The organism is Streptomyces sp. R11, from assembly GCF_041051905.1.
Lineage (GTDB): Bacteria > Actinomycetota > Actinomycetes > Streptomycetales > Streptomycetaceae > Streptomyces.
The window spans coordinates 2388131-2415122 of the sequence record NZ_CP163432.1 but is presented as its reverse complement, the minus strand read 5'-3'; the positions used below and the strand labels follow the sequence as shown (position 1 = coordinate 2415122).

At 70.8% G+C, this 26992-nt stretch carries 22 protein-coding genes; 15 read left to right on the top strand and 7 right to left on the bottom strand.

What is annotated here, in order from left to right; all coding sequences use genetic code 11:
- Nucleotides 1–31: 31 nt before the first annotated feature.
- The 3 genes from AB5J55_RS10995 to AB5J55_RS10985 are packed head-to-tail and all read right to left on the bottom strand — an operon-like array spanning nucleotide 32 to nucleotide 3514.
- The gene (locus AB5J55_RS10995; protein ID WP_369270479.1) at nucleotides 32–661 is read right to left on the bottom strand and encodes a TetR/AcrR family transcriptional regulator; all 630 of its coding nucleotides are present in this window, start codon (nucleotides 659–661) and stop codon (nucleotides 32–34) included.
- A 23-nt stretch (nucleotides 662–684) separates the two neighbouring features.
- Entirely contained in the window at nucleotides 685–2769 is a 2085-nt protein-coding gene (locus AB5J55_RS10990) for a YhgE/Pip family protein (RefSeq protein ID WP_369270478.1), read from the bottom strand.
- Nucleotides 2741–3514, bottom strand: a complete 774-nt coding sequence (locus AB5J55_RS10985) for an ATP-binding cassette domain-containing protein (protein ID WP_369270477.1) — start codon at nucleotides 3512–3514, stop codon at nucleotides 2741–2743. Before AB5J55_RS10985 ends, AB5J55_RS10990 begins: the two co-directional genes overlap by 29 nt.
- A gap of 169 nt (nucleotides 3515–3683) precedes the next feature.
- On the opposite strand from AB5J55_RS10985, the gene AB5J55_RS10980 reads away from it, so the two are divergent.
- From AB5J55_RS10980 to AB5J55_RS10970, 3 genes are all read left to right on the top strand, one after another.
- Nucleotides 3684–4265, top strand: coding sequence for an SAV_6107 family HEPN domain-containing protein (locus AB5J55_RS10980; protein ID WP_369270476.1), 582 nt, complete (start codon nucleotides 3684–3686; stop codon nucleotides 4263–4265).
- A 291-nt stretch (nucleotides 4266–4556) separates the two neighbouring features.
- Nucleotides 4557–5327 carry a methyltransferase gene (locus AB5J55_RS10975; protein WP_369270475.1) on the top strand — a complete coding sequence of 257 codons (771 nt, stop codon included), beginning with the start codon at nucleotides 4557–4559 and terminating at the stop codon, nucleotides 5325–5327.
- Nucleotides 5328–5619: 292 nt separating this feature from the next.
- Nucleotides 5620–6012: a DUF3040 domain-containing protein gene (locus AB5J55_RS10970; protein ID WP_048583452.1), complete on the top strand. Its 393-nt coding sequence runs from the start codon at nucleotides 5620–5622 to the stop codon at nucleotides 6010–6012.
- Between the two features lie 162 nt (nucleotides 6013–6174).
- Here AB5J55_RS10970 and AB5J55_RS10965 read toward each other — a convergent pair whose 3' ends face one another.
- From AB5J55_RS10965 to AB5J55_RS10950, 4 genes are all read right to left on the bottom strand, one after another.
- Nucleotides 6175–8559 (bottom strand): DUF3488 and DUF4129 domain-containing transglutaminase family protein, encoded by a 2385-nt coding sequence (locus tag AB5J55_RS10965; RefSeq protein WP_369270474.1) that lies wholly within the window; start codon nucleotides 8557–8559, stop codon nucleotides 6175–6177.
- Nucleotides 8556–9929: a DUF58 domain-containing protein gene (locus AB5J55_RS10960; RefSeq protein WP_369270473.1), complete on the bottom strand. Its 1374-nt coding sequence runs from the start codon at nucleotides 9927–9929 to the stop codon at nucleotides 8556–8558. Before AB5J55_RS10960 ends, AB5J55_RS10965 begins: the two co-directional genes overlap by 4 nt.
- On the bottom strand, nucleotides 9926–10969 hold the full coding sequence (locus AB5J55_RS10955) for a MoxR family ATPase (protein WP_328882231.1): 1044 nt from the start codon (nucleotides 10967–10969) through the stop codon (nucleotides 9926–9928). The genes AB5J55_RS10960 and AB5J55_RS10955 overlap by 4 nt, the downstream gene beginning before the upstream one ends.
- Nucleotides 10970–11201: 232 nt before the next feature.
- The gene (locus AB5J55_RS10950; protein ID WP_369270472.1) at nucleotides 11202–11750 is read right to left on the bottom strand and encodes a beta-class carbonic anhydrase; all 549 of its coding nucleotides are present in this window, start codon (nucleotides 11748–11750) and stop codon (nucleotides 11202–11204) included.
- 418 nt (nucleotides 11751–12168) lie between these two features.
- Between AB5J55_RS10950 and rsmH the strand changes: the two genes are divergently transcribed.
- The 12 genes from rsmH to pgeF all read left to right on the top strand — a co-directional run bounded on the left by rsmH (nucleotide 12169) and on the right by pgeF (nucleotide 26988).
- The gene (rsmH, locus tag AB5J55_RS10945) at nucleotides 12169–13125 is read left to right on the top strand and encodes a 16S rRNA (cytosine(1402)-N(4))-methyltransferase RsmH (protein WP_369270471.1); all 957 of its coding nucleotides are present in this window, start codon (nucleotides 12169–12171) and stop codon (nucleotides 13123–13125) included.
- A gap of 81 nt (nucleotides 13126–13206) precedes the next feature.
- The gene (locus AB5J55_RS10940; RefSeq protein WP_369270470.1) at nucleotides 13207–13800 is read left to right on the top strand and encodes a septum formation initiator family protein; all 594 of its coding nucleotides are present in this window, start codon (nucleotides 13207–13209) and stop codon (nucleotides 13798–13800) included.
- Complete coding sequence (locus AB5J55_RS10935; protein WP_369270469.1) at nucleotides 13797–15767, top strand: peptidoglycan D,D-transpeptidase FtsI family protein; 1971 nt, start codon at nucleotides 13797–13799, stop codon at nucleotides 15765–15767. Before AB5J55_RS10940 ends, AB5J55_RS10935 begins: the two co-directional genes overlap by 4 nt.
- Nucleotides 15768–15951: 184 nt before the next feature.
- The gene (locus tag AB5J55_RS10930; protein WP_369270468.1) at nucleotides 15952–17478 is read left to right on the top strand and encodes a UDP-N-acetylmuramoyl-L-alanyl-D-glutamate--2,6-diaminopimelate ligase; all 1527 of its coding nucleotides are present in this window, start codon (nucleotides 15952–15954) and stop codon (nucleotides 17476–17478) included.
- A 4-nt stretch (nucleotides 17479–17482) separates the two neighbouring features.
- Nucleotides 17483–18898, top strand: coding sequence for a UDP-N-acetylmuramoyl-tripeptide--D-alanyl-D-alanine ligase (murF, locus tag AB5J55_RS10925; protein ID WP_369270467.1), 1416 nt, complete (start codon nucleotides 17483–17485; stop codon nucleotides 18896–18898).
- Nucleotides 18895–19968 (top strand): phospho-N-acetylmuramoyl-pentapeptide-transferase, encoded by a 1074-nt coding sequence (gene mraY / locus AB5J55_RS10920; RefSeq protein WP_328882238.1) that lies wholly within the window; start codon nucleotides 18895–18897, stop codon nucleotides 19966–19968. Before murF ends, mraY begins: the two co-directional genes overlap by 4 nt.
- On the top strand, nucleotides 19950–21374 hold the full coding sequence (gene murD / locus AB5J55_RS10915; protein WP_369270466.1) for a UDP-N-acetylmuramoyl-L-alanine--D-glutamate ligase: 1425 nt from the start codon (nucleotides 19950–19952) through the stop codon (nucleotides 21372–21374). The genes mraY and murD overlap by 19 nt, the downstream gene beginning before the upstream one ends.
- Before the next feature lie 102 nt (nucleotides 21375–21476).
- A complete protein-coding gene (gene ftsW / locus AB5J55_RS10910; RefSeq protein ID WP_328882240.1) occupies nucleotides 21477–22838 on the top strand; it encodes a putative lipid II flippase FtsW in 1362 nt (453 codons plus the stop codon).
- Between the two features lie 6 nt (nucleotides 22839–22844).
- Nucleotides 22845–23939 (top strand): undecaprenyldiphospho-muramoylpentapeptide beta-N-acetylglucosaminyltransferase, encoded by a 1095-nt coding sequence (murG, locus tag AB5J55_RS10905; protein ID WP_369270465.1) that lies wholly within the window; start codon nucleotides 22845–22847, stop codon nucleotides 23937–23939.
- Between the two features lie 23 nt (nucleotides 23940–23962).
- Nucleotides 23963–24757, top strand: coding sequence for a cell division protein FtsQ/DivIB (locus AB5J55_RS10900; RefSeq protein ID WP_369270464.1), 795 nt, complete (start codon nucleotides 23963–23965; stop codon nucleotides 24755–24757).
- A gap of 286 nt (nucleotides 24758–25043) precedes the next feature.
- A complete protein-coding gene (gene ftsZ / locus AB5J55_RS10895; RefSeq protein WP_369270463.1) occupies nucleotides 25044–26249 on the top strand; it encodes a cell division protein FtsZ in 1206 nt (401 codons plus the stop codon).
- A gap of 10 nt (nucleotides 26250–26259) precedes the next feature.
- Nucleotides 26260–26988, top strand: coding sequence for a peptidoglycan editing factor PgeF (pgeF, locus tag AB5J55_RS10890; protein WP_369270462.1), 729 nt, complete (start codon nucleotides 26260–26262; stop codon nucleotides 26986–26988).
- Nucleotides 26989–26992: the final 4 nt, after the last annotated feature.

Sequence of the window (26992 nt, the reverse complement as noted above, 5' to 3'; positions counted from 1 at the left end):
GCGCTTTCGTGTGCGTACGACGCCTGCCGCGTCAGCGGCGCCCGCTCACCCGGCCCTGCAACAGCCGCGACAGCGCCGAGTGCACGTCGTCCAGGGAGCGCTCCGGCTGGAACGACTTCCAGTCCAGCGCGGCTACCAGGACCATGCCGACCAGGGCGGCGGCGGTCAGCTGGACGTCGATCTCCTCGCTGAACTCGCCGTTGGCCACGCCCTCGCGCAGCACGCCCTCGACGACCGCGACGGCCTGCTGCCGGACCACCATCAGCGTGGACTGCCAGGCCCGGTTCGTCCGCCACAGCTCGGCGACGTAGAGCTGGGTGAAGGACGGGTAGCGGTCGATGAAGACCAGCCCCGCGCGGATCATCGCGTCCAGGGCGTCCACCTTGCTGCCGCCGTCCCGCGCGGTCTTCTCGGCCGCCTCACGCAGGGACGCGGTGAGGAGTTCGACTCCGTGGCGCAGCAGCTCCTCGAAGAGGACGGACTTGCTGGCGAAGTTGTAGTAGACCGTGCCCTTCGCCACCCCGGCCCGTTCGGCGATCTCGTCAACGGTGGTGGCGGAGAAGCCCTGTTCGGCGATGAGCGTGACGGCCGCCTCGTAGAGCTTCTGCCGGGTGGCCTCACGGCGCGTGCTGCCGCCCGACGCGGCGTTGCTGCTTTCCATGGGCCTGATTGTCCCGCGTGCGCTCACAGGGTCAGCTCCGGGTGCAGCCGGTCGAGTGTCCACACCTGCCGGCGACGGGCCGACAGGGCGGTCAGCGCGAGGGCGGCCGCGGTGAAGGCGACGAGCACCACGCACGCCTGCCACACCGGTTCCAGCCCGCCGCCCGTGATGAGCCTCCTGAGCGCCTCCACGACGTAGCTCATCGGCAGGAAGGGGTGCAGCGCGTTGAAGAAGCCCGGGCTGGTCTGCACGGGATAGGTGCCGCCCGCGGACGTCAACTGCAGCATCAGGAACGCCAGGACGAGAATCCGGCCCGCCGCCCCGAAGCGCGCGTTCAGCCACTGCACGATCGCCGCGAAGCACGCCGTCACCAGGAACAGGAAACCCACCGTTCCGGCCGCCCGCACCATCTGCAGCCCGACCGCCCAGTGCAGCACCGACATCAGGGCCACCGTCTGCAGCACCCCGATCGCCACCACGGGCAGCCAGCCGGCCAGCGCGATCCGCCACGCCGATGCGCCCGCGGCGAGCGCGCGCCGGTTCATCGGCGTGATCACCATGTACGCCACCATCGCGCCCACCCACAGGGACAGCGGGATGAAGTACGGGGCGAATCCGGTGCCGTAGTTGGGCGCCTTGTGCATGTCCCGCGAGACGAGCTGAACCGGGTCGGACATGACCTCGGTGCGCTGTTCGCGGGCCTTCTTGTCGTAGTCGGGGATCTGCTCGGCACCGTCGTGCAGCCCGTCCGAGAGCTTCCCGGAGCCGTCGACGAGCTTGTAGATGCCGCCGTTGAGGTCGACCGCGCCGGACTTGAGCTCGCCCACACCGGTGTCCAGGTCCGCCGCGCCGGTCTTGGCCGAGCCGAGGCCCGAGTGCAGCTTCTTGGCTCCCGCGGCGACCTTGCCGGCCCCCTGGTTCAGCTTGTTGATCCTGCTGACGGCGTCGTCGAGGTCCTCGGAGAGGCGCGGTGCGCGGTCGGCGAGCGCCTGGGACTGCTTCTGGAGGGTGGCGAGGTGCTTGTCGAGCTTCTTCAGATCGCCCTTCTGGTCGGTGACCAGCGTGTTGAGATCGTCGGCGATCGTCGCCACGTCCGCGGCCGACTGCTTCGCCTTCTTCAAGTCCGAACAGGCCGGGTCGGGCAGGACGGCGTCCTCGCAGCGCGCCTTGTGGATGACGTTCAGCGCGTCGGAAGCCTTGTGGGCGTGCTCGGCGGCGCCCGGAGCGCGCTCGACCCAGTCGTCGAGGTTGTTGCGGATCGCGCCCGAGGCGTCGGCGACCAACTGGGCGGTGTCCCCGATGGTCTTCTCGTTGTCCTTCAGGAACGGCCCGATCTTGCTGTCGACCCCGTTGACCCTGTCGGCCAGCGTCTGCGTCCCCTCCGCGACCCGCCTGGAGCCGTCCTCCAGGTCGCCCGCCCCGGTGTTGAGCTTTCTCAGGCCCGTGGCCAGCTTGCCGCTGCCCTTCTTGGCGTCCTTCAGTCCGTCGGCGAGGTCCTTGGAGCCCTTCTCCGCCTTCCCGATGCCGCCTTCGAGCTTGTCGGCGCCGTTCGCGGCCTTGACCGTCTTGCCGTGGATGTCGGAGAACGAGACGAAGATCTTGTCCAGGAACGACCGCGACGCCTTCGTGGACGCCGCCTCGCGCACCTCACTGAAGACCGTCCGCGAGATCTGCCCGACGATGTAGTTGTTGGCGTCGTTCGTACGCACCTGAAGTGCGCCCGTTTCCGGGGAGTCGCCCGAGCTGGAGGCGATCCGCTCACTGAAGTCGGCCGGCATGGTCAGCGACAGGTAGTAGGTGCCGTTCTCGACGCCCTTCCGGGCCTCGGCGGCACTCACCTCCCGCCAGTCGAAGACGTCGCTCTCGCGCAGCCCCTTGGTGATGTCGTCGCCGGCGGCGAGCTTCTTGCCCTCGACGCTCGCCCCCTTGTCGTCGTTCACGAGCGCCACGGGGATGCGGTCCAGGCGGCCGTACGGGTCCCAGAACGACCACAGATACAGGGCGCCGTACAGCAGGGGCAGCACCAGCAGCGCGACCAGGGCGGCACGCGGCAGCTTCCCCCGGCCGAAGCGCCTCAGCTCAAGCGCGGCCAGCCTCGGCGAGCGCATCGGCGGCCTCCTTTCCGTCGGTTTCCTCGAGTGCGGGCACCTCGTCGACGGCCTGGGTCGACACCTTGACGGTCCCGTCGGGGGCCTCGCTGCACACCGCCACGACCGTCGTCCCGGCGTCGGCGATCGACTTCAACAGCGCCCAGACCTCGGCCCGTTCGGCGTCCGAGAGCTTGAGGTCGGTGTCGTCGACACCGAGCACACGCGGGCGCGCGATGAGGGCCAGCGCGACGGACAGCCGCAGCCCCTCCATCCGCTCCAGATCCCGTGCGGCCGTACGCGAGCCCTTGGGCAGGGAGTCCAGGTCGAGCCCCGCCGTTGTCAGAGCGGCGTCGATCCGCTGCCGCTCCTCGCTCCTGCGCTCGCCGCGCGGCCGCAGCAGCCCGCGCAACGAGTCGCCGAACCGCCGCTGCAGCAGCGCCCGTTCGCGCAGGTGCTCGGCGACGGTCAGGGCCGGGTCCAGGTCGGTCACACCCGGGACATGGGCCAGGGCGCTGACGCGCCGTACCGCCGCCATGCGCTTGGGCAGCACGGCCGCGTCGACGGTGGCGGACCCCTCGGTGGGCTTCATCCGCCCGGTGAGCGCGAGCAGCAGACACGTACGCCCCGTGCCGGACGGCCCTTCGATCGTGATCAGCGAGCCGGCCTCCGCCTCGAAGGAGACCCCGCGGAACGTCCATCCGCGGGGCCCTTCGAGGCCGAGATCCCGGGCCGTGACGCCGGCAGCGGCCACGGTTCCCCCCATCCCTGCCCCCTCTTCATTTGAACTGACTGGTCAGTGCAAAAGTTAGCCCGAACTCTCGATCGAAGCAAAATCCCAGGTCAGAACGGATTGTCAGTGCCATACCTCACGATGGGCACATACGGCATCCCGTATCAGGGCGTGCCGTCACACAGACGACAGGAGGTTCGTCATGGCCAGCTATCACGCAGCAGCCGCCCGCCGGCGCCGCGCCACCGGCCCTGCCCCCTCACTGACCGGCCCGGCGAGCGACGTGCACCCCGTGCTCCGCCGGACCACGGCCCCGCCCGCCGCCCTCGACCTGCTCGCCCAGGCCCGTGCCGGACTGGACGAAACCGCCGTACTGGAAACGTCGAACGAGCGCTACGCCACAGCCCACCTCGCCGCCCTGCGCATCGCCGCCGCCGTGCTCGCCGCGCGGGGGCGACCGGAGCCCAGCCCCAGGCGCCGGGCCCGCATCAGGAGCGCATGGGAAGTGCTCCCCGAGATCGCGCCCGAACTCGCCGAGTGGAGCGCGCTGTTCGCCTCCGGCGCCCGGCGCCGCGCCCGGGCCGAGGCGGGCATCCAGGGCGCGGCCAGCCGCCGGGACGCCGACGACCTGATACGCGACGTGGCGATGTTCCTGCGCCTCGTCGAGCGGATGCTGGTGCTCCAGCCGGTCCTGCCGCAGCCGCGACCGGACATGGACGGGACGGCCGGGGAGGGGGCCGACAGTTCGCGTCACGCGCGGGACGGCATGCCGGACGCGGGCTGAGATCGGATCGGGGCACCTGGGGCCCGTGCCGGGGTGCTGCCGGGGCTCCGGCTTCGGACAACGGTCCCCGGCATCCGCTTGTGAAGTCCCCCGGTCCGGGCCCGCCCTGGGCATCACCGTCCGTCGGGCGAGACGGTCGGCGTCGTGCGGCACCGCGATGGCCGGGTGGGCCGGCGTAGGCAATAGGGTGGAGGGCGCCTGAAGCCTTCCCCTCCCGTGACCGGGCGGCCGGGAGGCACCCCGTTCGCTCCGCCGTGCAGACGGCGGTGCCGCGCCGAGGAGTCAAACGCCGTGTCGGACCCGATGCGCCCCCGCGCCTCTCTCCGTACCGCCGTGGTCTGGGAGGTCCTCCAGGACGCCCTGGACCGCCGGGTCAAGGCCACGGGGCGGCAGGCGCTGGACGTCCTGGACACCGGGGGCGGCAGCGGCAACTTCGCCGTGCCCCTCGCCCGCCTCGGTCACCGCGTCACCGTCGTCGACCCCAGCCCGAACGCGCTCTTCGCCCTGGAGCGGCGCGCCGCCGAGGCCGAGGTCGCCGACCGGGTGCAGGGCGTCCAGGGCGACGCCCACGGCCTCTTCGACGTGGTCGAGCGCGGCGGGTACGACGTCGTGCTGTGTCACGGCGTCCTGGAGTACGTCGACGACCCCGCCGAGGGCGTCCGCAACGCCGTCGCCGCCCTGCGCGCCGAGGGCGTCCTCAGCCTGCTCGCCGCCGGTCTGGGCGGTGCCGTGCTGGCGCGGGCCCTCGCCGGTCACTTCAAGGAGGCCAAGCAGGCCCTGGAGGACCCGGACGGCCGCTGGGGCCAGGGTGACCCCGTGCCGCGCCGTTTCACCGCCGAGCAGCTCACCGGGCTGGTCGAGGGCGCCGGCCTGCGGGTGGGGGCCGTGCACGGGGTGCGGGTCTTCGCCGACCTGGTCCCGGGCGTGCTGGTGGACACCGAGCCCGGCGCTCTGGAGGCGCTGCTGAAGCTGGAGGAGGCCGCGGCAGAGCTGTCCGCCTTCCACTCCGTGGCCACGCAGCTCCACGTGCTGGGCGAGACGCCGGAGACCGCCGGGGCCTGAGCCGCTTTCCGTGAGCGGACCCCAGGGGTGCGCCGTTGATCAGGGGCTTGGCTGCACATGGAGTACGCCACAGGCCCCCCGATCGGGCGCGCGGCGCCGTATGATCGAGGGAGACCGTTCCGGCATGACGGGTCGGCCGCTGGGGAATGCAGACCTCAGCGAGCCGGGACGTCCATGACGGAGCCCGGTTGGCCAATTGGCGTAGAGGGGCGGGTTTCACGGGGGCGATTCCCTGCCTATCCTGAAGGGACCCCCCGGGTCGCCCCGGCGACTGCACGATGAGGAGGACTCCGTGCCGCTCTCGGAGCACGAGCAGCGAATGCTCGAGCAGATGGAGCGAGCGCTGTACGCCGAAGATCCCAAGTTCGCGACAGCGCTTGAGGGAAGCGGGCTGCGTACGTACACCCGGCGACGGGTCTACCAGGCGGTCGCGGGCTTCCTCGTAGGTATCGCGCTCCTCATGGCTGGAATGGTCGCCAAGCAGGTGTGGCTGAGCGTGGTGGGCTTCCTCGTCATGCTGGGCTGTGCGGTACTCGCCGTGACCGGTTGGCGCAAGGCCCCCAAGCCGGGCGAGCAGCCCGCGGGTGGCCAGCAGGCGCGCCGGCAGCCACGTCAGAAGCGCTCCATGATGGACCGTATCGAACAGCGCTGGCAGCGTCGCCGTGACGAACAGGGCGGCCATTAGCTCGACGAGCAGCTCCTGAACAGACGCAGGGGGTGACCACCGGTGGGTGGTCACCCCCTGACGTGTGTCTACGTCCTGTGACGTGTGTCTACGTCCGGCTGGGTTGCCGAGTGTCCACGTCCGGCTGGGTGAGCCGGGGCTCGGCGGCCGGGGGCCGGCCGGTCACCCCCGCTGACCCGGCGTGGAGGGCCTGCGCAACGTCGGGCGGGCCGCTGCGGCACGCCGTTTGACGTTGGTCCACCAATCCGACAGGGCCCAGGCGACCCGCGCGCTGGAGCGTGGGGCCAGACGGGCGCGCAGGTTCGTCGTCCAGGTGGACTTGGACTCGAGGTCGGACAGGACGCCGCGGACGTCCTCCGCGAGGCCGGCCGGCGGTCGGGGGCTGGGGGCGTAGAGGACCTGCTCCACCGCGTCGGCCACCCGGTGCACCGAGGCCGCGGCCGGTGGGTCGAGATGGCCCAGGCGGACGATGCGGGCGGCGGTCTTGCGGGGGGTCTGGGAGTCGTCCGGGGAGATGCCGAAGTCCCAGGCGGTGTCCGTGAGTTCCTGCCACACCGCCAGCGTGTGAAGCGAAACGTCCGCCTCCGTGCGACCGTGCCCTCCGAGCCGTACCGCTCTGGTCCGCAGCCGCCACAGCATCGGCGCCAACGGGATCAGCAGCGCCGCGGCCCCCCCAAGGGCCCAGGCCAGGATGACGTACCACTTCGGGCCGTCGTCGTCCGTGACGAGCGCGGCTTCCGGGGACTCGCTCGCGCACAGCTCCGGCTTCTGCCCCGCGCAGCTCTCGCTGGTCGAGGGCGAGGCCGAGGGCCCCGTGCTCGTCGACTGCGAGGGCCGCGCCACGTCCGGCAGCGTCGAGCCGGTCGAGTCCGACTGGGTGTACGACGGCACCGAACCACGGGTCGGCGTCGGTTCGAAGCGGGTCCAGCCCACGCCCTCGAAGTACAGCTCCGGCCAGGCGTGCGCGTCCTTCAGCCCCACCGAGACGGAGTTGTCGCCCTGCGGGGTCCCGGGCGCGAAGCCCACCGCCACCCGTGCCGGTATGTCCAGCGAGCGGGCCATCGCCGCCATCGCGAAGGAGAAGTGGACGCAGAAGCCCTGCTTGTCCTTCAGGAAGCGTGCGATCGCCTGCCGGCCGCTGCCGACCTTGACGTTGGTGTCGTACTGGAAGCCGCCCGTGACGGCGAAGTACTCCTGGAGCTTGACGGCCTGCTCGTAGGGGTTGTCCGCCCCCTCGGTGACCTCGCGCGCGGTCCGGGCGACCACCGTGGGCAGAGTGTCGGGCAGCTCGGTGAACTCGCGCTTCAGGGCCGCGGGCGGCGCCGGCGCGTTCGCGAGCTGCTTCGCCGTCGGCTGCACGTCGAGGCTGCGCACGGTGTACGTCGCCCCGCGCGTGGTCTGGCGGCGGTCGCCCACGACCGTCATGCCCAGCGGTTCGTACCGCCAGTTGCCGGCGATGTCGACGCCGCTGGGCGGGTACGGCATCGGCAGCCAGTTCTGCGCGTACCAGTCCGCGGCCGAGATGGTCGTCTCGACCTGTGAGCGCTGTACGTCCGGACCGAGGCCGAAGGGCGTGGGGAACTCGGTCGGCACGGCCTGGATGCTGCGCTTGGCCGGCTGCCAGGTGGTGCCGTCGAAGTCGTCCAAGGAGACGATCCGCAAATACATGTTCGACATATCGGCGGTGTCGGACTTCAGGGACAGGACCTCGCGGTCCTCGTCCACGTTCAGACTGTCGCGCAGGGACACCAGCGGGTTCACCGCCGAGATCGTGCCCCCGCTCCCGGTGCCGGAGCCGACTCCCGTGCCCGCGGGGCCCAGCAGGCCGCCGTCCATCGCGGGCAGGGCGAGCGGCACCGCCAGGGCGATGCCCAGCGCGACCACACCGATGCGCCGCCCGGTACGGACCGGCGCCACCGCGCCGGTCGGCTCCCCGCCCGGCGTCCGTGGCGCCCCGCCGAAGACCCGGCCCCACTGCGAGAGCCGGTCGCGCCCCTCGGCCAGGAGCAGCATCAGATAGCCCGCGGCGGCGACCAGGAACCACAGCCAGTCCGCGCCGCCCTCGGACAGCCCCGCGGCGACGGAGTACAGCGCCAGCAACGGCAGCCCGGCCGGGGCGGCGCTACGGAACGTCACCGCCAGGGTGTCCACCGCCAGGCCGATGATCAGCACCCCGCCGATGAGCATCAGCCGGATGCCGTCGGACAGGGGCGCCGGGATCGAGTACCGGCTGACGTCGTCCGCGCCCGTCTGCAGCAGCTCGCCGAAGTGGACGAACGCCTCGGGCCCGGGGATCACCCCGATGATCGCCTGCTGGTTGGCGAAGGTCAGGGTCAGCAGCATCAGGGCGACGAGGGCCTGCGCCGCCACCGTCAGGGGCCGGGCCAGCGGCACCCGCCGGGTCGCCATGCCCACGCCCGTCTGGATCGCCAGCAGGAAGATCGCCTGCAGCAGCCAGGTGACCGGGGAGACCAGGGGCAGCAGGGCGCAGGATGCCATCAGCGTCGCCGCCGCGGCGCTCAGCGCCATCCGTGTCCGCCCGCTCATGCCCGTCCCCCCTCGCCATACGCGCCGCTGATCGCGGCCGCGTCCGTGCGTGCACGGTCCGCCTGGCGCCACAGCTCGTCCAGCGAAGCCCCCCGCGGCACGCTCAGGGCCGTCCAGCCCGCCTCCCGCAGCATCCGCAGCCGCTCCTCGCCCCTGTCCAACGCGCCGGGCACATCGGTGGGTTCCCGCACCCAGGACCCGCTGTCCAGCACGAAGGCCACCGCGCCGCCGCTGCGCTGCCGCATCTTGGCGGCCACCGTCGCCTGCTCCTCGTCGAGGTCGCCGAAGAAGGCGACCAGCAGCCCTTCGTTGCCGCCGCGCATGACGTCGTACGCCCGCGACAGACCCGTACCGTCCGAGTGGTCGATCACCGCGAGGGTGTCCATCATCAGCCCGGCCGCGTCCGCGGACTCCTGGCTCGCGCCCGCGAACCCGTCGGCGCCCTCGGCGGGCACCGAGCTGCCGGTGTCCGTCAGGAGCCGGACGGAGAAGCCCCGTTCGAGCATGTGGACCAGAACGGAGGCCGTGCCCGACACGGCCCACTCGAAGGCCGAGTCGGGGCCCGCGCCCTGGAAGGCCGGGCCCCGGGTGTCCAGCAGCACCGTGCACCGGGCGCGCTGCGGCTGTTCCTCGCGGCGCACCATCAGCTCGCCGTAGCGGGCGGTGGAGCGCCAGTGCACGCGGCGCAGATCGTCGCCGTAGCGGTAGCCGCGCGGGATCACGTCGTCCTCGCCGGCCAGCGCGAGTGAGCGCTGCCGCCCGTCGCCGTAGCCCTTCGCCTCGCCGCTGAAGCGCACCGGCGGCAGCGGCTCCACGCGCGGGATGACCGTCAGGGTGTCGTGCGCCGAGAAGGAGCGGGTCAGCTCGCACATGCCGAACGGGTCGCTCAGGCGCAGCTGCAGCGGGCCCAGCGGATAGCGGCCGCGCAGGTCGGAGCGCACGCGGTAGGACACCTCGCGGCGGCCGCCCGCCTCCACCCGGTCCAGGACGAAGCGGGGACGCGGTCCGAGGACGTACGGCACCCGGTCCTGGAGCATGAGCAGGCCCGTGGGCAGCCGGGAGACGTTGTCCATCCGCAGATGGACGCGGGCCTCGCTGCCGGCGGGCACGCGCGCGGGGGAGAGTCTGCGGCTGCCCGCGACCCGGTAGCGCGTGCGGTACAGCACCGTCGCGCAGACCAGCGGGAGCACCGCGAGGAGCAGCCCGACGCGCAGCAGGTCGCTCTGCCCGAGGACGTAGGAGCAGATGGCGGCCGCGATACCGGCGGCCAGGAAGGAGCGGCCACGCGTGGTCAGACCGGCCAGTGCGGTGCGGATCCCGCTCTTCTCACCGCGGTCCGCCTCCGCCTGGCCGGTCCCACCGGAGGTCATCCGAGCCTCCGCGGCGGCTGCTGGCCGTACGTCGGAGTGCCCCGGCCGAGGCCCCCGAAGCCGGTCTGCTGCTGGGGCGCGGCGGGCACCGGGGTGCGCTGCATGATCTCCTGGACGACCTGTTCGGACGTACGCCGGTTCAGCTGGGCCTGGGCGGTGGGCAGCAGGCGGTGGGCCAGGACGGCCACGGCGAGGGCCTGCACGTCGTCCGGCAGTGCGTACTCCCGGCCGCTCAGGGCTGCGGACGCCTTCGCCGCGCGCAGCAGATGCAGCGTCGCGCGCGGCGAGGCGCCGAGTCTGAGGTCGGGGTGCGTGCGCGTGGCGGCGACCAGCTCCACCGCGTATCGCCGGACCGGCTCGGCGACGTGGACGCCGCGGACGGCGTCGATCAGCTTCACGATGTCGTGCGCGTGCGCCACCGGCTGGAGGTCCTCCAGCGGCGAGACACCGCCGTGCACGTCCAGCATCTGCAGCTCGGCCTCCACGCTGGGGTAGCCGACGGAGACGCGGGCCATGAAGCGGTCCCGCTGGGCCTCGGGCAGCGGATAGGTGCCCTCCATCTCGACCGGGTTCTGCGTCGCCACCACCATGAAGGGGCTCGGCAGCTCATAGGTCTGCCCGTCGATCGTGACCTGGCGCTCCTCCATGGACTCCAGCAGCGCGGACTGGGTCTTCGGCGAGGCACGGTTGATCTCGTCGCCGATCACGATCTGGGCGAAGATCGCGCCGGGCTTGAACTCGAAGTCCTTGCGCTGCTGGTCCCAGATGGACACACCGGTGATGTCGGACGGCAGCAGGTCGGGCGTGAACTGGATACGCCGGACCGAACAGTCGATGGATCGTGCCAGCGCTTTGGCCAGCATCGTCTTGCCCACGCCGGGGACATCCTCGATCAGAAGATGTCCCTCGGCGAGCAGTACGGTCAGCGAAAGCCGTACGACCTCGGGCTTGCCCTCGATCACACCCTCCACCGAACTGCGGACACGCTCCGCAGTGGCGGTCAGATCAGTGAGGCTCGCTCGATCGTCATAGGTCGTCACCCGGCCCTCCTCGGCCCGTTCTTTCCGGGCCGACGCGATGCGGACCGGCCCACCCCTGGAACACGGACACCACGCGGGAAACGTTCCGCGTGCTGCCACTCTCGCATTCTTGCTGCCGTTACCGATTCGTGTCACTCGACTGTGGACAACTGTCCGCGATATGTCAGTGCTTAGGGCCTTTTGTGCGCTCCAGAGGCCGAATTGACAGCGAAACGACAGGCGCGGCGGAGGGTTACGCGGGGTCGATCTCGCGCAGCAGACCCGTCTTCACGTCGAAGACGAAGCCGCGTACGTCGTCGGTGTGCACCAGGAACGGCGAGGTGCGCACGCGCTGCATCGACTGCCGCACGTCCTGGTCGACGTCGCGGAAGGACTCCACCGCCCAGGCGGGGCGCTGGCCGACCTCCAGCTCCAGCTCGGTGCGGAAGTCCTCGGTGAGGGACTCCAGACCGCAGCCGGTGTGGTGGATCAGCACGACGCTGCGGGTGCCGAGCTTGCGCTGGCTGATGGTGAGCGAGCGGATCACGTCGTCGGTCACGACGCCCCCCGCGTTGCGGATGGTGTGGCAGTCGCCGAGCTCCAGGCCGAGCGCGGCGTGCAGGTCGAGTCGGGCGTCCATGCAGGCGACGATGGCGACGTGGAGCACGGGCCGGGCGTCCATGCCCGGGTCGGTGAAGGCGGCGGCATAGCGCTCGTTCGCCTCGACGAGACGGTCGGTGACCGTGCCGCGGTCGGCTATCGCACCCTGAGGGTCAGTGGGAACCGATGCAGAAGTCGTCATACCCATGACGGTACTGGTCACGTCCCGAACGGTCCCGTTGTGAGAGGGGACAAAGAACGCCATCGAGCCTTGTTGTGAGCTAACCCACAGGGGTGCCGTGAGTGCGCCCATACGAGCGATTTTCCGCGCAGCGCGGCGGCGGCGGAACCCGAAGCGGCGACGCGCAGGCCGGTTGATTGACCGCGACGGACGGTGGACTAAAGTGACGCGAAGCGGGAGGCGAGACTCCCTGCTGGACTGAATTCCCCGGAGACCCCGGCGACTTTCCGGAGATCTCCCCACGTGCGCGGCGCGTACGTGCGGCTCGGCCTCCTCCCGCTCCCGGTCGGCTGTCGCTTCCGGCGCCGGCAGGCCTCCCCTTCACGAGCGGGCGGGGACCCGGCGGTGCGTGCACGCCCGCCGGATCTGAGAGGGCCCCTTGAGCCAGAGTCGACATGTCCCGGTGATGCTCCAGCGGTGCCTGGACCTGTTGGCCCCCGCGCTGCAGCGGCCGGGAGCCGTGGTCGTCGACTGCACGCTCGGGCTCGGCGGCCACAGCGAGGCTCTCCTCGAGCGGTTCCCCGAGGCCCGCCTCGTCGCCCTCGACCGCGACAAGGAGGCCCTGCGCCTGTCCGGCGAGCGGCTCGCGGCGTACGGCGAGCGCGCCAACCTCGTGCACGCCGTCTACGACGAGCTGCCGGACGTCCTGGCCAGGCTCGGCATCGCGCGCGTGCAGGGCGTCCTGTTCGACCTCGGCGTCTCCTCCATGCAACTCGACGAGGCGGACCGCGGCTTCGCCTACGCCCAGGACGCCCCCCTCGACATGCGCATGGACCAGACGAGCGGCATCAGCGCCGCAGAGGTCCTCAACACCTATCCGGCCGGCGAACTCGTCCGGATCCTGCGCGCGTACGGCGAGGAGAAGCAGGCCAAGCGGATCGTGGCCGCCGTGGTGCGCGAGCGGGACAAGGAGCCGTTCACGAACAGCGCCCGGCTGGTGGAGCTCATCCGGGACGCGCTGCCGCAGGCCGCCAAGCGCACCGGCGGCAACCCGGCCAAGCGCACCTTCCAGGCGCTGCGCATCGAGGTCAACGGCGAGCTCTCCGTCCTGGAGCGGGCGATCCCGGCCGCCGTGGCGGCCCTCGACGTCGGCGGGCGGATCGCCGTGCTGTCGTACCACTCGCTGGAGGACCGGCTGGTCAAGCAGGTGTTCGCGGCCGGCGCCGCCAACACCGCCCCGCCCGGGCTGCCGGTTGTCCCCGAGCAGTACCAGCCCCGGCTCAAGCTGTTGACGCGCGGTGCCGAACTTCCCACCGAGGAAGAGGTCGCCGAGAACCGGCGCGCGGCACCGGCGCGCCTGCGGGGCGCCGAACGCATCAGGGAGTCCATCGAATGAGGGGTGCAACGCGGGGGCGGGGCGGATGTCCGGGTCCAGAAATCAAACCCATGAGTCGGAAAATCGCTTGGGGGAGGGTGAGTGAGTAGGAAACCCGAACTGAGGGGTCGGGCCGCCCGGCTCGCACGGCTCTTCCCCACGGGGATGGGGCAGGCCGCCCGCGCCCCCTTCGTCCTACTCGTCGTCCTCCTTCTCGGTGGCGGCCTCATCGGGCTCCTCGTGCTGAACTCCGCTCTCAGCGAAGGCGCGTTCAGACTCGACGACCTGCAGAAGGAGACGAAGTCCCTCACCGACGAGGAGCAGTCGCTCCAGCGGGACATCGACGCCTACTCCGCCCCCGAGGCCCTCCAGCGCCGCGCCCGCGAACTCGGCATGGTCCCCGGCGGCGACCCCGCCTTCCTCAACCCCGACGGCACCGTCAAGGGCGTGCCCAGCCCCGCGCCCGCCGGACAGACCGCCGCGTACAACACCCTCGTCCTTCCCCCTGAGGCCCTGGTCAGTGAGCCCGGGGTGCCCTCGGCAGCCGGTGCGACGCCCACGACGTCGGCCCCCGGGGCCACCCCCGCCGTGCCTCGGCCCGCGGCCTCGTACGCCGAACCGCAGAACGCGCCCTCCGTCCAGCAGCCCCTCCCGTCCGCCCAGTCCACCGCCCCGTACTCGACCCCCGGCAGGTGACGGAAGTGTCCGACAGGGAACCGCCGCGCCGCCGCGTGCCCGGACCCGCGAAGCCCGCCCGCTCCGCCGGCGCCCAGCGGCGCCCCGGCCCCGGCGCCCGCCCGGCCCGCCGCCCGGCACGCCCCCGTCCGCCGGTCACCGGAGTCATCCGGCTCGGCAGCCCCCGCCCCCGGCTGCGGATGGTCGGCCTGGCCCTGGCCCTCGTCCTGATCGCCTTCGTCGTACGGCTGCTCCAGGTGCAGGGCGTCGACGCGAGCACCTACGCCGCCAAGGCGGAGAAGAACCGGTACGTCGGCTACACCCTGGCCGCCGAGCGCGGCGGCATCACCGACCGCAACGGCGTGGCCCTGGCGGCCAGCGTGGACGCGTACGACATCACGGCCGACCCCACGCTGTTCGCCCCCGACCAGCTGAAGGTCGACGACGGCCCCGAGCAGGCGGCCGCCCTTCTCGCGCCGATCCTCGGCCAGGAGCCGGAGAAGATCGTCCACAAGCTGCGGCCCGCGAACAAGAACCTGCGCTACACCCTGCTGGCGAGCCGTCAGACCCCGCAGGTCTGGAAGCAGATCAAGGACCTGAAGACCGCTCTGGCCACCAAGTCCGAGAGCGACAAGAGCACCGTCAACGTCCTCGCGGGCGTCCTGTCGGTCGCCAGCAGCAAGCGCGTGTACCCGAACGGCGACCTCGCCGCCGGGATACTCGGCTGGGTCAACTCCGATGGCAAGGGCGGCGGCGGTGTCGAGCAGCAGCTGAACAAGCAGCTGTCCGGCAAGGACGGCGAGATCCGCTACGCCCAGTCCGGCGGCCGTCAGGTCCCCACCGTGGGTTCCACCGAGACGCCCGCCGTGCCCGGCAGCGACGTCGAGCTCACCATCGACCGCGACATCCAGTGGGCCGCGCAGAACGCCATCACCAAGCAGGTGCAGGAGTCCAAGGCGGACCGCGGCTATGTGATCGTCCAGGACACCCGCACCGGCGAGATCCTCGCCATGGCCAACTCGCCCGGCTTCGACCCGAACGACCTCTCCGAGGCCAGTAGCGCGAACATGGGCAACGCGGCCCTCCAGGACGCCTTCGAGCCCGGCTCCACCGCGAAGGTCATGTCGATGGCCGCCGTACTGGAGGAGGGCGTGGCCACGCCCGGTACGCATGTCATCGTGCCCAACCGGCTGCACCGCGGCGACCGGCTCTTCAAGGACGACATCGACCACGACACCTGGTACCTCACGCTCAACGGCGTGCTCGCCAAATCCAGCAACATCGGCACCATCCTCGCCACCGGCCAGCTCGGCAGGACCCAGCCGCAGTCCAACAAGGTCCTCTACGACTACCTGCGCAAGTTCGGCCTCGGCAGCTACACCGGTCTCGGCTTCCCGGGCGAGACCCCGGGCATCCTCGCCGCGCCGGACAAGTGGTCGACCTCGCAGCAGTACACGATTCCTTTCGGCCAGGGCGTGTCCATCAACGCGATGCAGGCGGCCTCCGTGTACTCGACCATCGCCAACGGCGGCGTACGCGTCGAACCCAGCATCGTGCGCGGCACCAAGGGGCCCGACGGGCAGTTCACGCCCGCCAAGGAGCCCAAGAAGTCCAGGGTCATCAGCGCGAAGACGGCGAAGACCCTCGCCCAGATGCTGGAGTCGGTCGTGGACGACGAGGAGGGCACCGGCACCAAGGCGCGCATCCCCGGCTACCGGGTCGCGGGCAAGACGGGTACGGCGAACCGAGTGGATCCGGCCACCGGCAAGTACCGCGGCTACACGTCGTCGTTCGCCGGTTTCGCGCCCGCCGACAAGCCCCGGATCACGGTCTACTGCGCCATTCAGAACGCCACCCAGGGCAACTACTTCGGCGGCCAGATCTGCGGCCCGATCTACAAGCAGGTGATGGAGTTCGCCCTGAAGACCCTCCAGGTCCCGCCGACCGGGGCCAAGGCCGCGAAGCTCCCGGTCGCCTACCGGCCCTGACCACCACTCCGACCACCCTGATCAGCACCGAGCAGCCAGGAACCACCTCGTGACAACGATCACTCCCGACTCCGGGAACCAGGGCACCCCCCGCCCCTCACTTCGCCCCCGGGCGGGTACGCCCGGTACGCTCACCGCCGTGCCACACGCTGATCAGTCCCAAACCACCCAGAAGGGGCAACCCGTGACGTATCCGGGACCGCCCAGGCCGGCGCAGGTCTCCGCCACACCCCTCGCGGAACTTGCCGATCAGCTGGGTGCCACCGCGCCGGACCGCGCGGACGCCGTCGATGTCACGGGCATCACCCATGACTCGCGCGCCGTCCGCCCCGGTGATCTGTACGCCGCCCTCCCGGGCGCCCGCCTGCACGGCGCCGACTTCGTGACGCAGGCCGCGAGCCTCGGCGCGGTCGCCGTGCTGACCGATCCGACCGGCGCCGAGCGCGCCGCCGCGACCGGCCTGCCGGTGCTGGTGGTCGATAACCCGCGCGGGCAGATGGGTGAACTGGCGGCCACGATCTACGGCCACCCCGGCCGCGACCTCCTCCAGATCGGCATCACCGGCACCTCCGGCAAGACCACCACCGCGTATCTCGTCGAGGGCGCCCTCAAGACCGCCCGTGCCACCGGACTCATCGGCACGGTCGAGATGCGCATCGGCGACGAGCGCATCAAGTCCGAGCGCACCACCCCGGAAGCCACCGACCTCCAGGCCCTGTTCGCCGTCATGCGCGAGCGCGGCGTCGAGGCGGTCGCCATGGAGGTCTCCAGCCACGCGCTGGTCCTCGGCCGGGTCGACGCCTGTGTCTTCGACATCGCCGTCTTCACCAACCTCAGCCCGGAGCACATGGAGTTCCACTCCGACATGGAGGACTACTTCCGGGCCAAGGCGCAGCTGTTCACCCCGAAGCGCAGCAAACTCGGCGTCGTCAACCTCGATGACGAGTACGGCCGCAGGCTCGTCAAGGAAGCCACCGTTCCGGTCGTCACCTTCTCCGCCGAGGGCCACCCGGACGCCGACTGGCGCGCCGACGACGTGGCGATCGGCCCCATGGACTCGACGTTCACCGTGATCGGCCCCAAGGGCGAGCGGATCGCCGCCAGATCGCCGATCGCGGGCCCCTTCAACGTGGCGAACACCCTCGCCGCCATCACCGCCCTGGCCGCAGCCGGCCTCGACGTACAGGCCGCCGCCGACGGCATCGCCGCCGTGCCGGGCGTGCCGGGCCGGCTGGAGCGGGTGGACGCCGGGCAGCCGTATCTCGCGGTCGTGGACTACGCCCACAAGACCGACGCCGTCGAATCGGTGCTCAAGGCGCTGCGCAAGGTCACCGAGGGCAGCCTGCACGTCGTGCTCGGCTGCGGCGGGGACCGCGACACGACCAAGCGCGCGCCGATGGGCGCCGCCGCCGCCCGGCTCGCCGACACCGCCGTACTGACCTCCGACAACCCCCGTTCCGAGGACCCCCTGGCGATCCTCGCAACCATGCTCCAGGGCGCGGCGTCCGTGCCGGTGCACGAGCGTGGCGAGGTCCAGGTCTTCGAGGACCGGGCCGCCGCGATCGCCGCAGCCGTGGCGCGCGCCGAGCCGGGCGACACCGTGCTGGTCGCGGGCAAGGGCCATGAGCAGGGCCAGGACATCGCCGGAGTGGTCCGTCCCTTCGACGACCGCCAGGTGCTTCGCGAAGCTATCCAGAAGACCCAGGGATGAACTTGTGATCGCCCTCTCTCTCGCCGAGATCGCAGAAGTCGTCGGCGGGCAGACGTACGACATACCGGATCCGTCGGTCCAGGTCACCGGATCCGTCGTCCGGGACTCCCGTGAAGTGGAGCCCGGCAGCCTCTTCGCCGCCTTCGTCGGCGAGCGCGTGGACGGCCACGACTACGCGTCGGCGGTCGTGGCGGCGGGTGCCGTCGCCGTCCTGGCCTCGCGTCCCGTGGGGGTGCCCGCGATCGTCGTGGCCGACGTTCAGAAGGCCCTCGGCGCCCTCGCCCGTCATGTCGTACGACGGCTCGGCGCGACCCTCGTGGCCCTGACCGGCTCGGCCGGCAAGACCAGCACCAAGGACCTGATCGCCCAGGTGCTCCAGCGCAAGGCGCCGACCGTGTGGACGCCGGGCTCGTTCAACAACGAGATCGGGCTGCCGCTGACCGCGCTGAGCGCCACCGAGGAGACGAGGTTCCTCGTCCTGGAGATGGGCGCCCGCGGCATCGGCCACATCCGCTACCTCACCGATCTGACGCCCCCGAAGATCGGCCTCGTGCTCAACGTCGGCACCGCCCACATCGGCGAGTTCGGCGGCCGCGAGCAGATCGCGCAGGCCAAGGGCGAGATCGTCGAGAACCTCCCGACCGCGAGTGAAGGCGGCGCCGCGATCCTCAACGCGGACGACCCCCTCGTACGGGCCATGGCATCCCGTACGAAGGCGAAGGTGATCCTTTTCGGAGAGTCCGGCGAAGCGGACGTACGCGCCGAGAACGTGCGACTCACGGACAGCGGACAGCCCTCCTTCATGCTTCACACACCCTCCGGGTGCAGCGATGTGACCATGCGCCTGTACGGTGAGCACCACGTGTCGAACGCGCTCGCCGCGGCCGCCGTCGCCCATGAGCTGGGCATGTCCGCGGAAGAGATCGCCACCGCACTCTCCGAGGCGGGCTCCCTCTCCCGCTGGCGGATGGAGGTCACCGAGCGCCCGGACGGCGTGACGGTCGTCAACGACGCCTACAACGCGAACCCCGAGTCCATGCGAGCCGCCCTGCGCGCGCTCGCGGCGATGGGCAAGGGGCGGCGGACCTGGGCGGTGCTCGGCAAGATGGCCGAGCTCGGGGACGAGGCGCTCGCCGAGCACGACGCGGTCGGACGGCTCGCCGTCCGGCTCAACGTCAGCAAGCTCGTCGCGGTCGGGGGCAGGGAAGCGTCCTGGCTGCAACTGGGCGCATATAACGAGGGTTCGTGGGGTGAGGAGTCGGTGCACGTGTCCGACGCACAGGCGGCGGTCGACCTGTTGCGCAGCGAGTTGCGCCCGGGGGACGTCGTGCTCGTGAAGGCGTCCCGTTCGGTCGGTCTGGAGGGCGTCGCCGAGGCGCTGCTCGCGGGCGGTACCGAGGGTGAGGTTGCCGCCCGATGATGAATCAGATCCTGTTCTCAGGAGTCATTGGCCTCTTCCTGACCCTGATCGGCACTCCGCTGCTGATCAAGCTGCTGGCCCGTAAGGGCTACGGCCAGTACATCCGTGACGACGGCCCGCGTGAGCACCACGCCAAGCGCGGTACGCCGACCATGGGTGGTATCGCCTTCATCCTGGCGACGATCGCCGCGTACTTCCTGTCCAAGCTGATCACCGGCAAGCCGCCGACGTTCTCCGGAATCCTGGTGATCGGTCTGATGGCCGGCATGGGTCTGGTCGGCTTCCTGGACGACTACATCAAGATCGTCAAGCGTCGCTCGCTGGGTCTGCGGGCCAAGGCCAAGATGGCCGGCCAGCTGTTCGGCGGTATCGCCTTCGCGGTGCTCTCGCTCCAGTTCGCGGACAACCGCGGCAACACCCCGGCCTCCACGAAGCTCTCCTTCGTGCAGGACTTCGGCTGGTCCATCGGACCGGTGCTGTTCGTCGTCTGGGCGCTGTTCATGATCCTCGCCATGTCGAACGGCGTGAACCTGACGGACGGTCTGGACGGCCTCGCCACCGGCGCCTCCGTGCTGGTCTTCGGCGCCTACACCTTCATCGGTGTGTGGCAGTTCCAGGAGTCCTGCGCCAACGCGCAGACCCTCAGCAACCCGGGTGCCTGTTACGAAGTGCGAGATCCACTCGACCTCGCCGTCGTCTCCTCGGCGCTGATGGGCGCCTGCCTCGGCTTCCTGTGGTGGAACACCTCGCCGGCCAAGATCTTCATGGGGGACACCGGTTCGCTGGCCCTCGGCGGCGCGCTTGCGGGTCTGGCCATCTGCTCGCGCACCGAGTTCCTGCTCGCCATCCTCGGCGGCCTGTTCGTGCTGATCACCATGTCGGTCGTCATCCAGGTCGGCTCCTTCCGCCTCACCGGCAAGCGCGTCTTCCGGATGGCGCCACTCCAGCACCACTTCGAACTCAAAGGCTGGTCCGAAGTCCTTGTGGTGGTCCGCTTCTGGATCATCCAGGGCATCTGTGTGATTGTCGGACTGGGCCTCTTCTACGCGGGATGGGCAGCGGACAAGTGACCGACTGGCAGGGGAAGAACGTCACCGTCGCCGGGCTCGGAGTCTCCGGGATCCCGGCGGCCAAGGTGCTGCACGGCCTCGGCGCGAAGGTCACCGTCGTCAACGACGGCGACGACGCACGCGCGCGTGCTCAGGCCGCCGACCTGGAGGCCCTCGGCATCGCCGTGCGCCTCGGTGACGGAGCCACCCTGCCCGAAGGCACCGAGCTGATCGTCACCGCGCCCGGCTGGAAGCCGGACAAGCCGCTGTTCGCGGCGGCTCGTGAAGCGGGCGTCCCGGTCTGGGGCGACGTGGAGCTCGCCTGGCGGCTGCGGCGCCCGGACGCCGCGCCCTGGCTCGCCGTCACCGGCACCAACGGCAAGACCACGACCGTCCAGATGCTCGCCTCCATCCTTGAGGCGGCGGGCCTGCGCACGGCCGCCGTGGGCAACATCGGCGTCTCACTCCTCGACGCGGTACTCGGCGAGGAGCAGTACGACGTCCTGGCGGTGGAGTTGTCCAGCTACCAGCTGCACTGGGCGCCTTCTCTGCGCGCCCACTCCGCCGCCGTCCTGAACCTCGCCCCCGACCACCTCGACTGGCACGGCTCGATGGAGGCGTACGCCGCCGACAAGGGCCGTATTTACGAGGGCAATCACGTCGCCTGCGTCTACAACGTCGCCGACAAGGCCACCGAGGACCTGGTCCGCGAGGCCGACGTCGAGGAGGGCTGCCGGGCCATCGGCTTCACGCTGGGCACCCCGGCCCCGTCCCAACTCGGCATCGTGGAGGGCATCCTGGTCGACCGTGCCTTCGTCGAGGACCGGCACAAGAACGCCCAGGAGCTCGCCGAGGTCTCCGACGTCAACCCGCCGGCCCCGCACAACATCGCCAACGCCCTTGCGGCGGCGGCCCTCGCCCGGGCCTACGGGGTGCCCCCCAAGGCCGTACGGGACGGCCTCAGGGCCTTCACCCCGGATGCCCACCGCATCGCGCACGTGGCGGACCTGGAAGGCGTCGCGTACGTCGACGACTCCAAGGCCACCAACACCCACGCGGCGGAAGCCTCGTTGGCGGCGTACGAGTCCATCGTGTGGATCGCGGGCGGGCTCGCCAAGGGCGCCGTCTTCGAGGAGTTGGTCGCCAAGTCGGCAAAGCGACTGCGCGCGGCCGTGCTCATCGGCGCGGATCGCGGCCTGATCCGGGAAGCCCTCGCGCGACACGCGCCGGAAGTACCGGTCGTCGACCTCGACCGGACCGACACTGGGGCGATGCTCGCGGCAGTCCAGGAAGCCCGGCGACTCGCTGTTGCCGGAGACACGGTGCTCTTGGCACCTGCTTGTGCCTCGATGGACATGTTCGCCAACTACAACCAGCGCGGTGACGCGTTCGCGGAGGCGGTTCGCGAACTCGGCGCGGGCGCCTGACGCGGGTCTCGGCCACTGCGGGTGCTTCGGGACCCTTGGAGGGACGCGTGACTCGGATGTGGCCGGACGGTACGGACCCCCACGGCGGGGCGGTGATCGCCGATGCCCGGTAGCCGTACGGGACGGCCTCCCGTCCAGCGGGCCGTCCGGCGCCCCGTCGTTCCCCGGCCGTCCCACGACAACGGCGTACGACGGCTCTACGTCCGCCTGAACAGGGCGTGGGACCGGCCGCTGACCGCGTACTACCTGATCCTCGGCGGCAGCCTGCTGATCACCGTGCTCGGTCTGGTGATGGTCTACTCGGCCTCCCAGATCACCGCGCTGCAGATGTCGCTGCCCGGGTCGTACTTCTTCCGCAAGCAACTGCTGGCCGCGGTGATCGGCACGGGGCTGCTGTTCGCCGCCTCGCGCATGCCCGTGAAGCTGCACCGGGCGCTGGCCTACCCGATCCTCGCCGGCGCCGTCTTCATGATGGCGCTGGTGCAGGTCCCCGGGATAGGAGTCGCGGTCAACGGCAACCAGAACTGGATCGCCCTCGGCGGCTCCTTCCAGATCCAGCCCAGTGAGTTCGGCAAGCTCGCGCTGGTGCTGTGGGGCGCCGACCTGATCGCCCGCAAGGAGGACCGGAAGCTGCTGGCGCAGTGGAAGCACATGCTGGTGCCGCTCGTGCCGGTCGCCTTCATGCTGCTCGGGCTGATCATGCTGGGTGGCGACATGGGTACGGCGATCATCCTGTCGGCGATCCTGTTCGGCCTGCTGTGGCTGGCGGGGGCACCGACCCGGCTGTTCGTCGGGGTCCTGTCGGTCGCCGGCCTGATCGGCCTGGTCCTCATCAAGACCAGCGCGAACCGCATGGCCCGACTGCAGTGCCTGGGCGCCACCGAACCGCGCAGCGGAGCCGTCGACTGCTGGCAGGCCGTGCACGGCATCTATGCGCTCGCCTCCGGCGGAATCTTCGGCTCCGGACTCGGCGCGAGTGTGGAGAAATGGGGCCAACTCCCCGAAGCCCACACCGACTTCATCTTCGCCGTCACCGGTGAGGAACTGGGCCTGGCGGGGACGCTGTCGGTGCTCGCCCTCTTCGCGGCTCTAGGCTATGCGGGTATCCGCGTGGCCGGACGCACGGAGGACCGCTTCGTGAGGTATGCCGCGGGAGGCGTGACGACCTGGATCACCGCGCAAGCCGTGATCAACATCGGTGCGGTGCTCGGCCTGCTGCCGATCGCCGGCGTCCCCCTTCCGCTGTTCTCGTACGGAGGGTCCGCCCTGTTGCCGACCATGTTCGCCATCGGGCTGCTGATCGCGTTCGCGCGCGATGAGCCCGCTGCGCGGGCAGCGCTTTCCGTGCGGCAACCCCGCTTTGGTAGAAAGCGTGCGGGAGGCGCCGGCTCCGGCCGGGCGCCTCGGAGATGGAACACGATGCGACGGCGTGCCTCGGCGGCGCGCTCGTCCGGAGAGCGGTGAATTTCGGTGCATGTCGTACTCGCCGGTGGGGGGACCGCCGGCCACATCGAGCCCGCGCTCGCCCTCGCGGACGCCCTGCGCAGGCAGGACCCGACCGTGGGGATCACGGCCCTGGGCACGGAGCGGGGGCTCGAGACCACACTCGTTCCACAGCGCGGCTACGAGCTTGCGCTGATCCCCGCCGTGCCGCTGCCCCGCAAGCCCACGCCCGAGCTGATCACCGTCCCGGGCCGGCTGCGCGGCACGATCAAGGCGACCGAGCAGATCCTGGAGCGCACCAAGGCCGACGCGGTCGTCGGCTTCGGCGGCTATGTCGCCCTGCCCGGATACCTCGCGGCCAAGCGCCTCGGGGTGCCGATCATCATCCACGAGGCCAACGCCCGCCCGGGCCTCGCCAACAAGATCGGCTCGCGTTACGCCGCCCAGGTCGCCGTCTCCACTCCGGACAGCAAACTGCGCAACTCTCGCTACATCGGCATCCCGCTGCGCCGGACCATCGCCACGCTCGACCGTGCCGCGATGCGCCCGCAGGCCCGTGCGGCGTTCGGACTCGACCCGAACCTGCCCACCCTGCTGGTCTCCGGCGGCTCGCAGGGCGCCCGCCGTCTCAACGAGGTCGTCCAGCAGGTCGCGCCCTGGCTCCAGCAGGCCGGAATCCAGATCCTGCACGCGGTCGGCCCGAAGAACGAACTGCCGCAAGTGCACCAGATGCCGGGAATGCCGCCCTACATCCCGGTAAGTTACCTGGACCGGATGGACCTCGCGTACGCCGCGGCCGACATGATGCTCTGCCGCGCGGGCGCGATGACCGTCGCCGAACTCTCCGCCGTCGGGCTCCCGGCCGCCTATGTCCCGCTGCCCATCGGCAACGGCGAACAGCGGCTGAACGCCCAGCCGGTGGTCAAGGCCGGCGGCGGACTGCTGGTCGACGACGCGGAACTGACGCCCGAGTGGGTGCAGCAGAACGTCCTGCCCGTGCTCGCCGACCCGCACCGGCTGTACGAGATGTCCCGCGCCGCAAGCGAGTTCGGCCGCCGGGACGCCGACGACCTGCTCGTCGGCATGGTGTACGAGGCGATCGCCTCGCACCGCCGCCAGTAACCGTATGACGGAGGGCAGGGAGCGTGGCCGGACCGACGACCGCCGAGCGCGGTGAACGCCAGCAGGAGTCGTCCGACCCGCCCCTCGCCCGGCGGTTGAGGGTGCGGAGACTTCGTACGATGATCATTCTTCTCGTTGTGCTCGTACTCCTCGGCGCGGGTTCCGTCTGGCTGCTGTATGGCTCCAAATGGCTGCGCGTGGAGCGCGTATCCGTCTCCGGGACCCGGGTGCTGACGCCCGCACAGGTCCTCGAGGCCGCCGACGTCCCTGTCGGGGCGCCGCTGATTTCCGTCGACACCGCCGAGATTGAGGCACGGCTGCGCCGAAAATTGCCCCGAATTGACGTGGTTGACGTGGTCCGCTCCTGGCCCCATGGAATCGGCGTCAAAGTGGCGGAGCGTACTCCGGTTCTGATTGTCCAAAAGGACGGAAAGTTCGTCGAAGTGGACAAGGAAGGCGTCCGATTCGCCACGGTTTCTGTGGAGCCGAAAGGTGTTCCCGCACTGGAATTGACGGTGTCTCGGTCGAGCTCCGCCGCCGCGAGTCTGCGCCGCTTCGGCGAGGCCCGTCTGATGCGGGAGGCGGTGCGCGTCGCCGATGCCCTTCCGGACGCCGTCGCGCGCGGTACCCAGGTCGTCAAGGTCCGTTCCTACGACGACATCTCACTCGTGTTGAGCGGCGGTACGACCGTCGCATGGGGGAGTGGCGAGAAGGGGGCGGCGAAGGCTCGCACACTCACCGCTCTCATGAAAGCCTCGCCGGATGCGCGGTACTTCGACGTCAGCGTTCCCACCGCCCCTGCGTCATCGGGGAGTTGACGCACATTCGCGCAGGCCAGCACCCTGGTTGGGCAGCGACATGGCTGATCACATAGGGTGAAAAGAAAAACGGGAGGTTCGGCGTGTTCGTTGAACGTGCGCCACTTGTCGACTTAGTGTCCTGTTCAGAAGACTTCAAGGAACAGACACACTGGTAACCCTAAACTTCAGGGTTAGGGTTCGGGTCGGCGCTACGGACCGTCCCATTCGGCATCAGTCGCCGGTTCACGAAGCAGAGGCTTCCCGTGATCCGACGACCCGTAACTCGAGGCGAGAGGCCTTCGACGTGGCAGCACCGCAGAACTACCTCGCAGTCATCAAAGTCATCGGTGTCGGCGGCGGTGGTGTCAATGCCATCAACCGGATGATCGAGGTCGGTCTCAAGGGCGTCGAGTTCATCGCTATCAACACCGACGCGCAAGCTCTGTTGATGAGCGACGCCGACGTCAAGCTCGACGTCGGCCGTGAACTCACCCGCGGACTCGGCGCCGGAGCCAACCCGGCCGTCGGCCGCAAGGCCGCCGAGGACCACCGCGAGGAGATCGAGGAGGTCCTCAAGGGGGCCGACATGGTCTTCGTGACGGCCGGTGAAGGCGGCGGCACCGGAACCGGCGGCGCGCCCGTCGTGGCCAACATCGCCCGCTCGCTGGGCGCCCTCACCATCGGCGTGGTCACGCGCCCGTTCACCTTCGAGGGACGGCGCCGCGCCAACCAGGCCGAGGACGGCATCGCCGAGCTCCGCGAAGAGGTCGACACCCTCATCGTCATCCCGAACGACCGGCTGCTGTCCATCTCGGACCGCCAGGTCTCGGTGCTCGACGCCTTCAAGTCGGCCGACCAGGTCCTCCTCTCCGGTGTCCAGGGCATCACCGACCTCATCACCACCCCCGGCCTCATCAACCTCGACTTCGCCGACGTCAAGTCGGTCATGTCCGAGGCCGGTTCGGCCCTCATGGGCATCGGCTCGGCCCGCGGCGACGACCGTGCGGTGGCCGCGGCCGAGATGGCGATCTCCTCGCCGCTCCTGGAGGCGTCCATCGACGGCGCCAGGGGCGTGCTGCTCTCCATCTCCGGCGGCTCCGACCTCGGCCTGTTCGAGATCAACGAGGCCGCCCAGCTGGTCAGCGAGGCCGCCCACCCCGAGGCCAACATCATCTTCGGCGCGGTCATCGACGACGCCCTCGGCGACGAGGTCCGGGTCACTGTGATCGCGGCCGGCTTCGACGGGGGCCAGCCGCCGGCCCGCCGGGACAACGTCCTCGGCTCGACCTCTTCCTCTCCGGCCTCGGCCCGCCGCGAGGAGCCCGCTCCGGCACGGCAGACCGAGAGCCGACCGTCGTTCGGCTCCCTCGGCAGCGTCACGCCGAAGGAAGAGGCCGAGCCCGAGCCGGAGCCGGTGGCCGACATCCCGGTCGCCCCGCCGGTCCCGCCGTCGCGGACCTACGCCGACAGCGCGGCGGAGGAGCTGGACGTTCCGGACTTCCTTAAGTGATCCTTCTGACGTGATAGCACAGCGCGACACCGTGAGCGGCGCGCACTTCGCCTTCACCGACCGGTGGGGCGGGGTGAGCGCCGCTCCGTATGCGGAGCTCAACCTCGGTGGGGCGGTCGGGGACGACACCGACGCCGTACTGACCAATCGGGATCTCGCCGCCAAGTCGCTCGGGCTCGATCCGGGCCGGGTGGTCTGGATGAACCAGGTGCACGGCACGGACGTGGCGGTGGCCGACGGGCCATGGCGTGATCGTCCGGTGCCCGACGTCGACGCGGTCGTCACGGCACAACGGGGTCTCGCTCTCGCCGTCCTCACCGCCGACTGTGTGCCGGTCCTGCTGGCCGACCCGGTCGCCGGGATCGTCGCCGCTGCGCACGCGGGGCGGCCAGGCATGATCGCCGGGGTCGTCCCGGCCGCGCTACGCGCGATGACCGACCTGGGCGCCGAGCCGTCCCGGATCGTCGCCCGCACCGGCCCGGCCGTCTGCGGACGGTGCTACGAGGTGCCGGAGGCGATGCGCGCCGAGGTGGCGGCCAGGGAGCCGACGGCGCACGCCGAGACGAGTTGGGGCACACCCGCGGTGGACGTGGCCGCCGGAGTGCACGCCCAGCTCGCGCGCCTCGGGGTGCGCGACCGGGAGCAGTCGCCGGTCTGCACGCTGGAGTCGGAGGATCACTTCTCGTACCGCCGCGACCGCACCACCGGGAGACTCGCGGGATATGTCTGGTTGGACTGAGAGA

Coding starts and splice junctions, on each gene's coding strand:
- mraY (WP_328882238.1), top strand. CDS start 18,895: ATGATGAATCAGATCCTGTTCTCAGGAGTCATTGGCCTCTTCCTGACC.
- AB5J55_RS10960 (WP_369270473.1), bottom strand. CDS start 9,929: ATGACCTCCGGTGGGACCGGCCAGGCGGAGGCGGACCGCGGTGAGAAG.
- ftsW (WP_328882240.1), top strand. CDS start 21,477: ATGCCCGGTAGCCGTACGGGACGGCCTCCCGTCCAGCGGGCCGTCCGG.
- AB5J55_RS10995 (WP_369270479.1), bottom strand. CDS start 661: ATGGAAAGCAGCAACGCCGCGTCGGGCGGCAGCACGCGCCGTGAGGCC.
- AB5J55_RS10965 (WP_369270474.1), bottom strand. CDS start 8,559: ATGAGCGGGCGGACACGGATGGCGCTGAGCGCCGCGGCGGCGACGCTG.
- murD (WP_369270466.1), top strand. CDS start 19,950: ATGGGCAGCGGACAAGTGACCGACTGGCAGGGGAAGAACGTCACCGTC.
- AB5J55_RS10990 (WP_369270478.1), bottom strand. CDS start 2,769: ATGCGCTCGCCGAGGCTGGCCGCGCTTGAGCTGAGGCGCTTCGGCCGG.
- AB5J55_RS10950 (WP_369270472.1), bottom strand. CDS start 11,750: ATGACGACTTCTGCATCGGTTCCCACTGACCCTCAGGGTGCGATAGCC.
- AB5J55_RS10985 (WP_369270477.1), bottom strand. CDS start 3,514: ATGGGGGGAACCGTGGCCGCTGCCGGCGTCACGGCCCGGGATCTCGGC.
- AB5J55_RS10980 (WP_369270476.1), top strand. CDS start 3,684: ATGGCCAGCTATCACGCAGCAGCCGCCCGCCGGCGCCGCGCCACCGGC.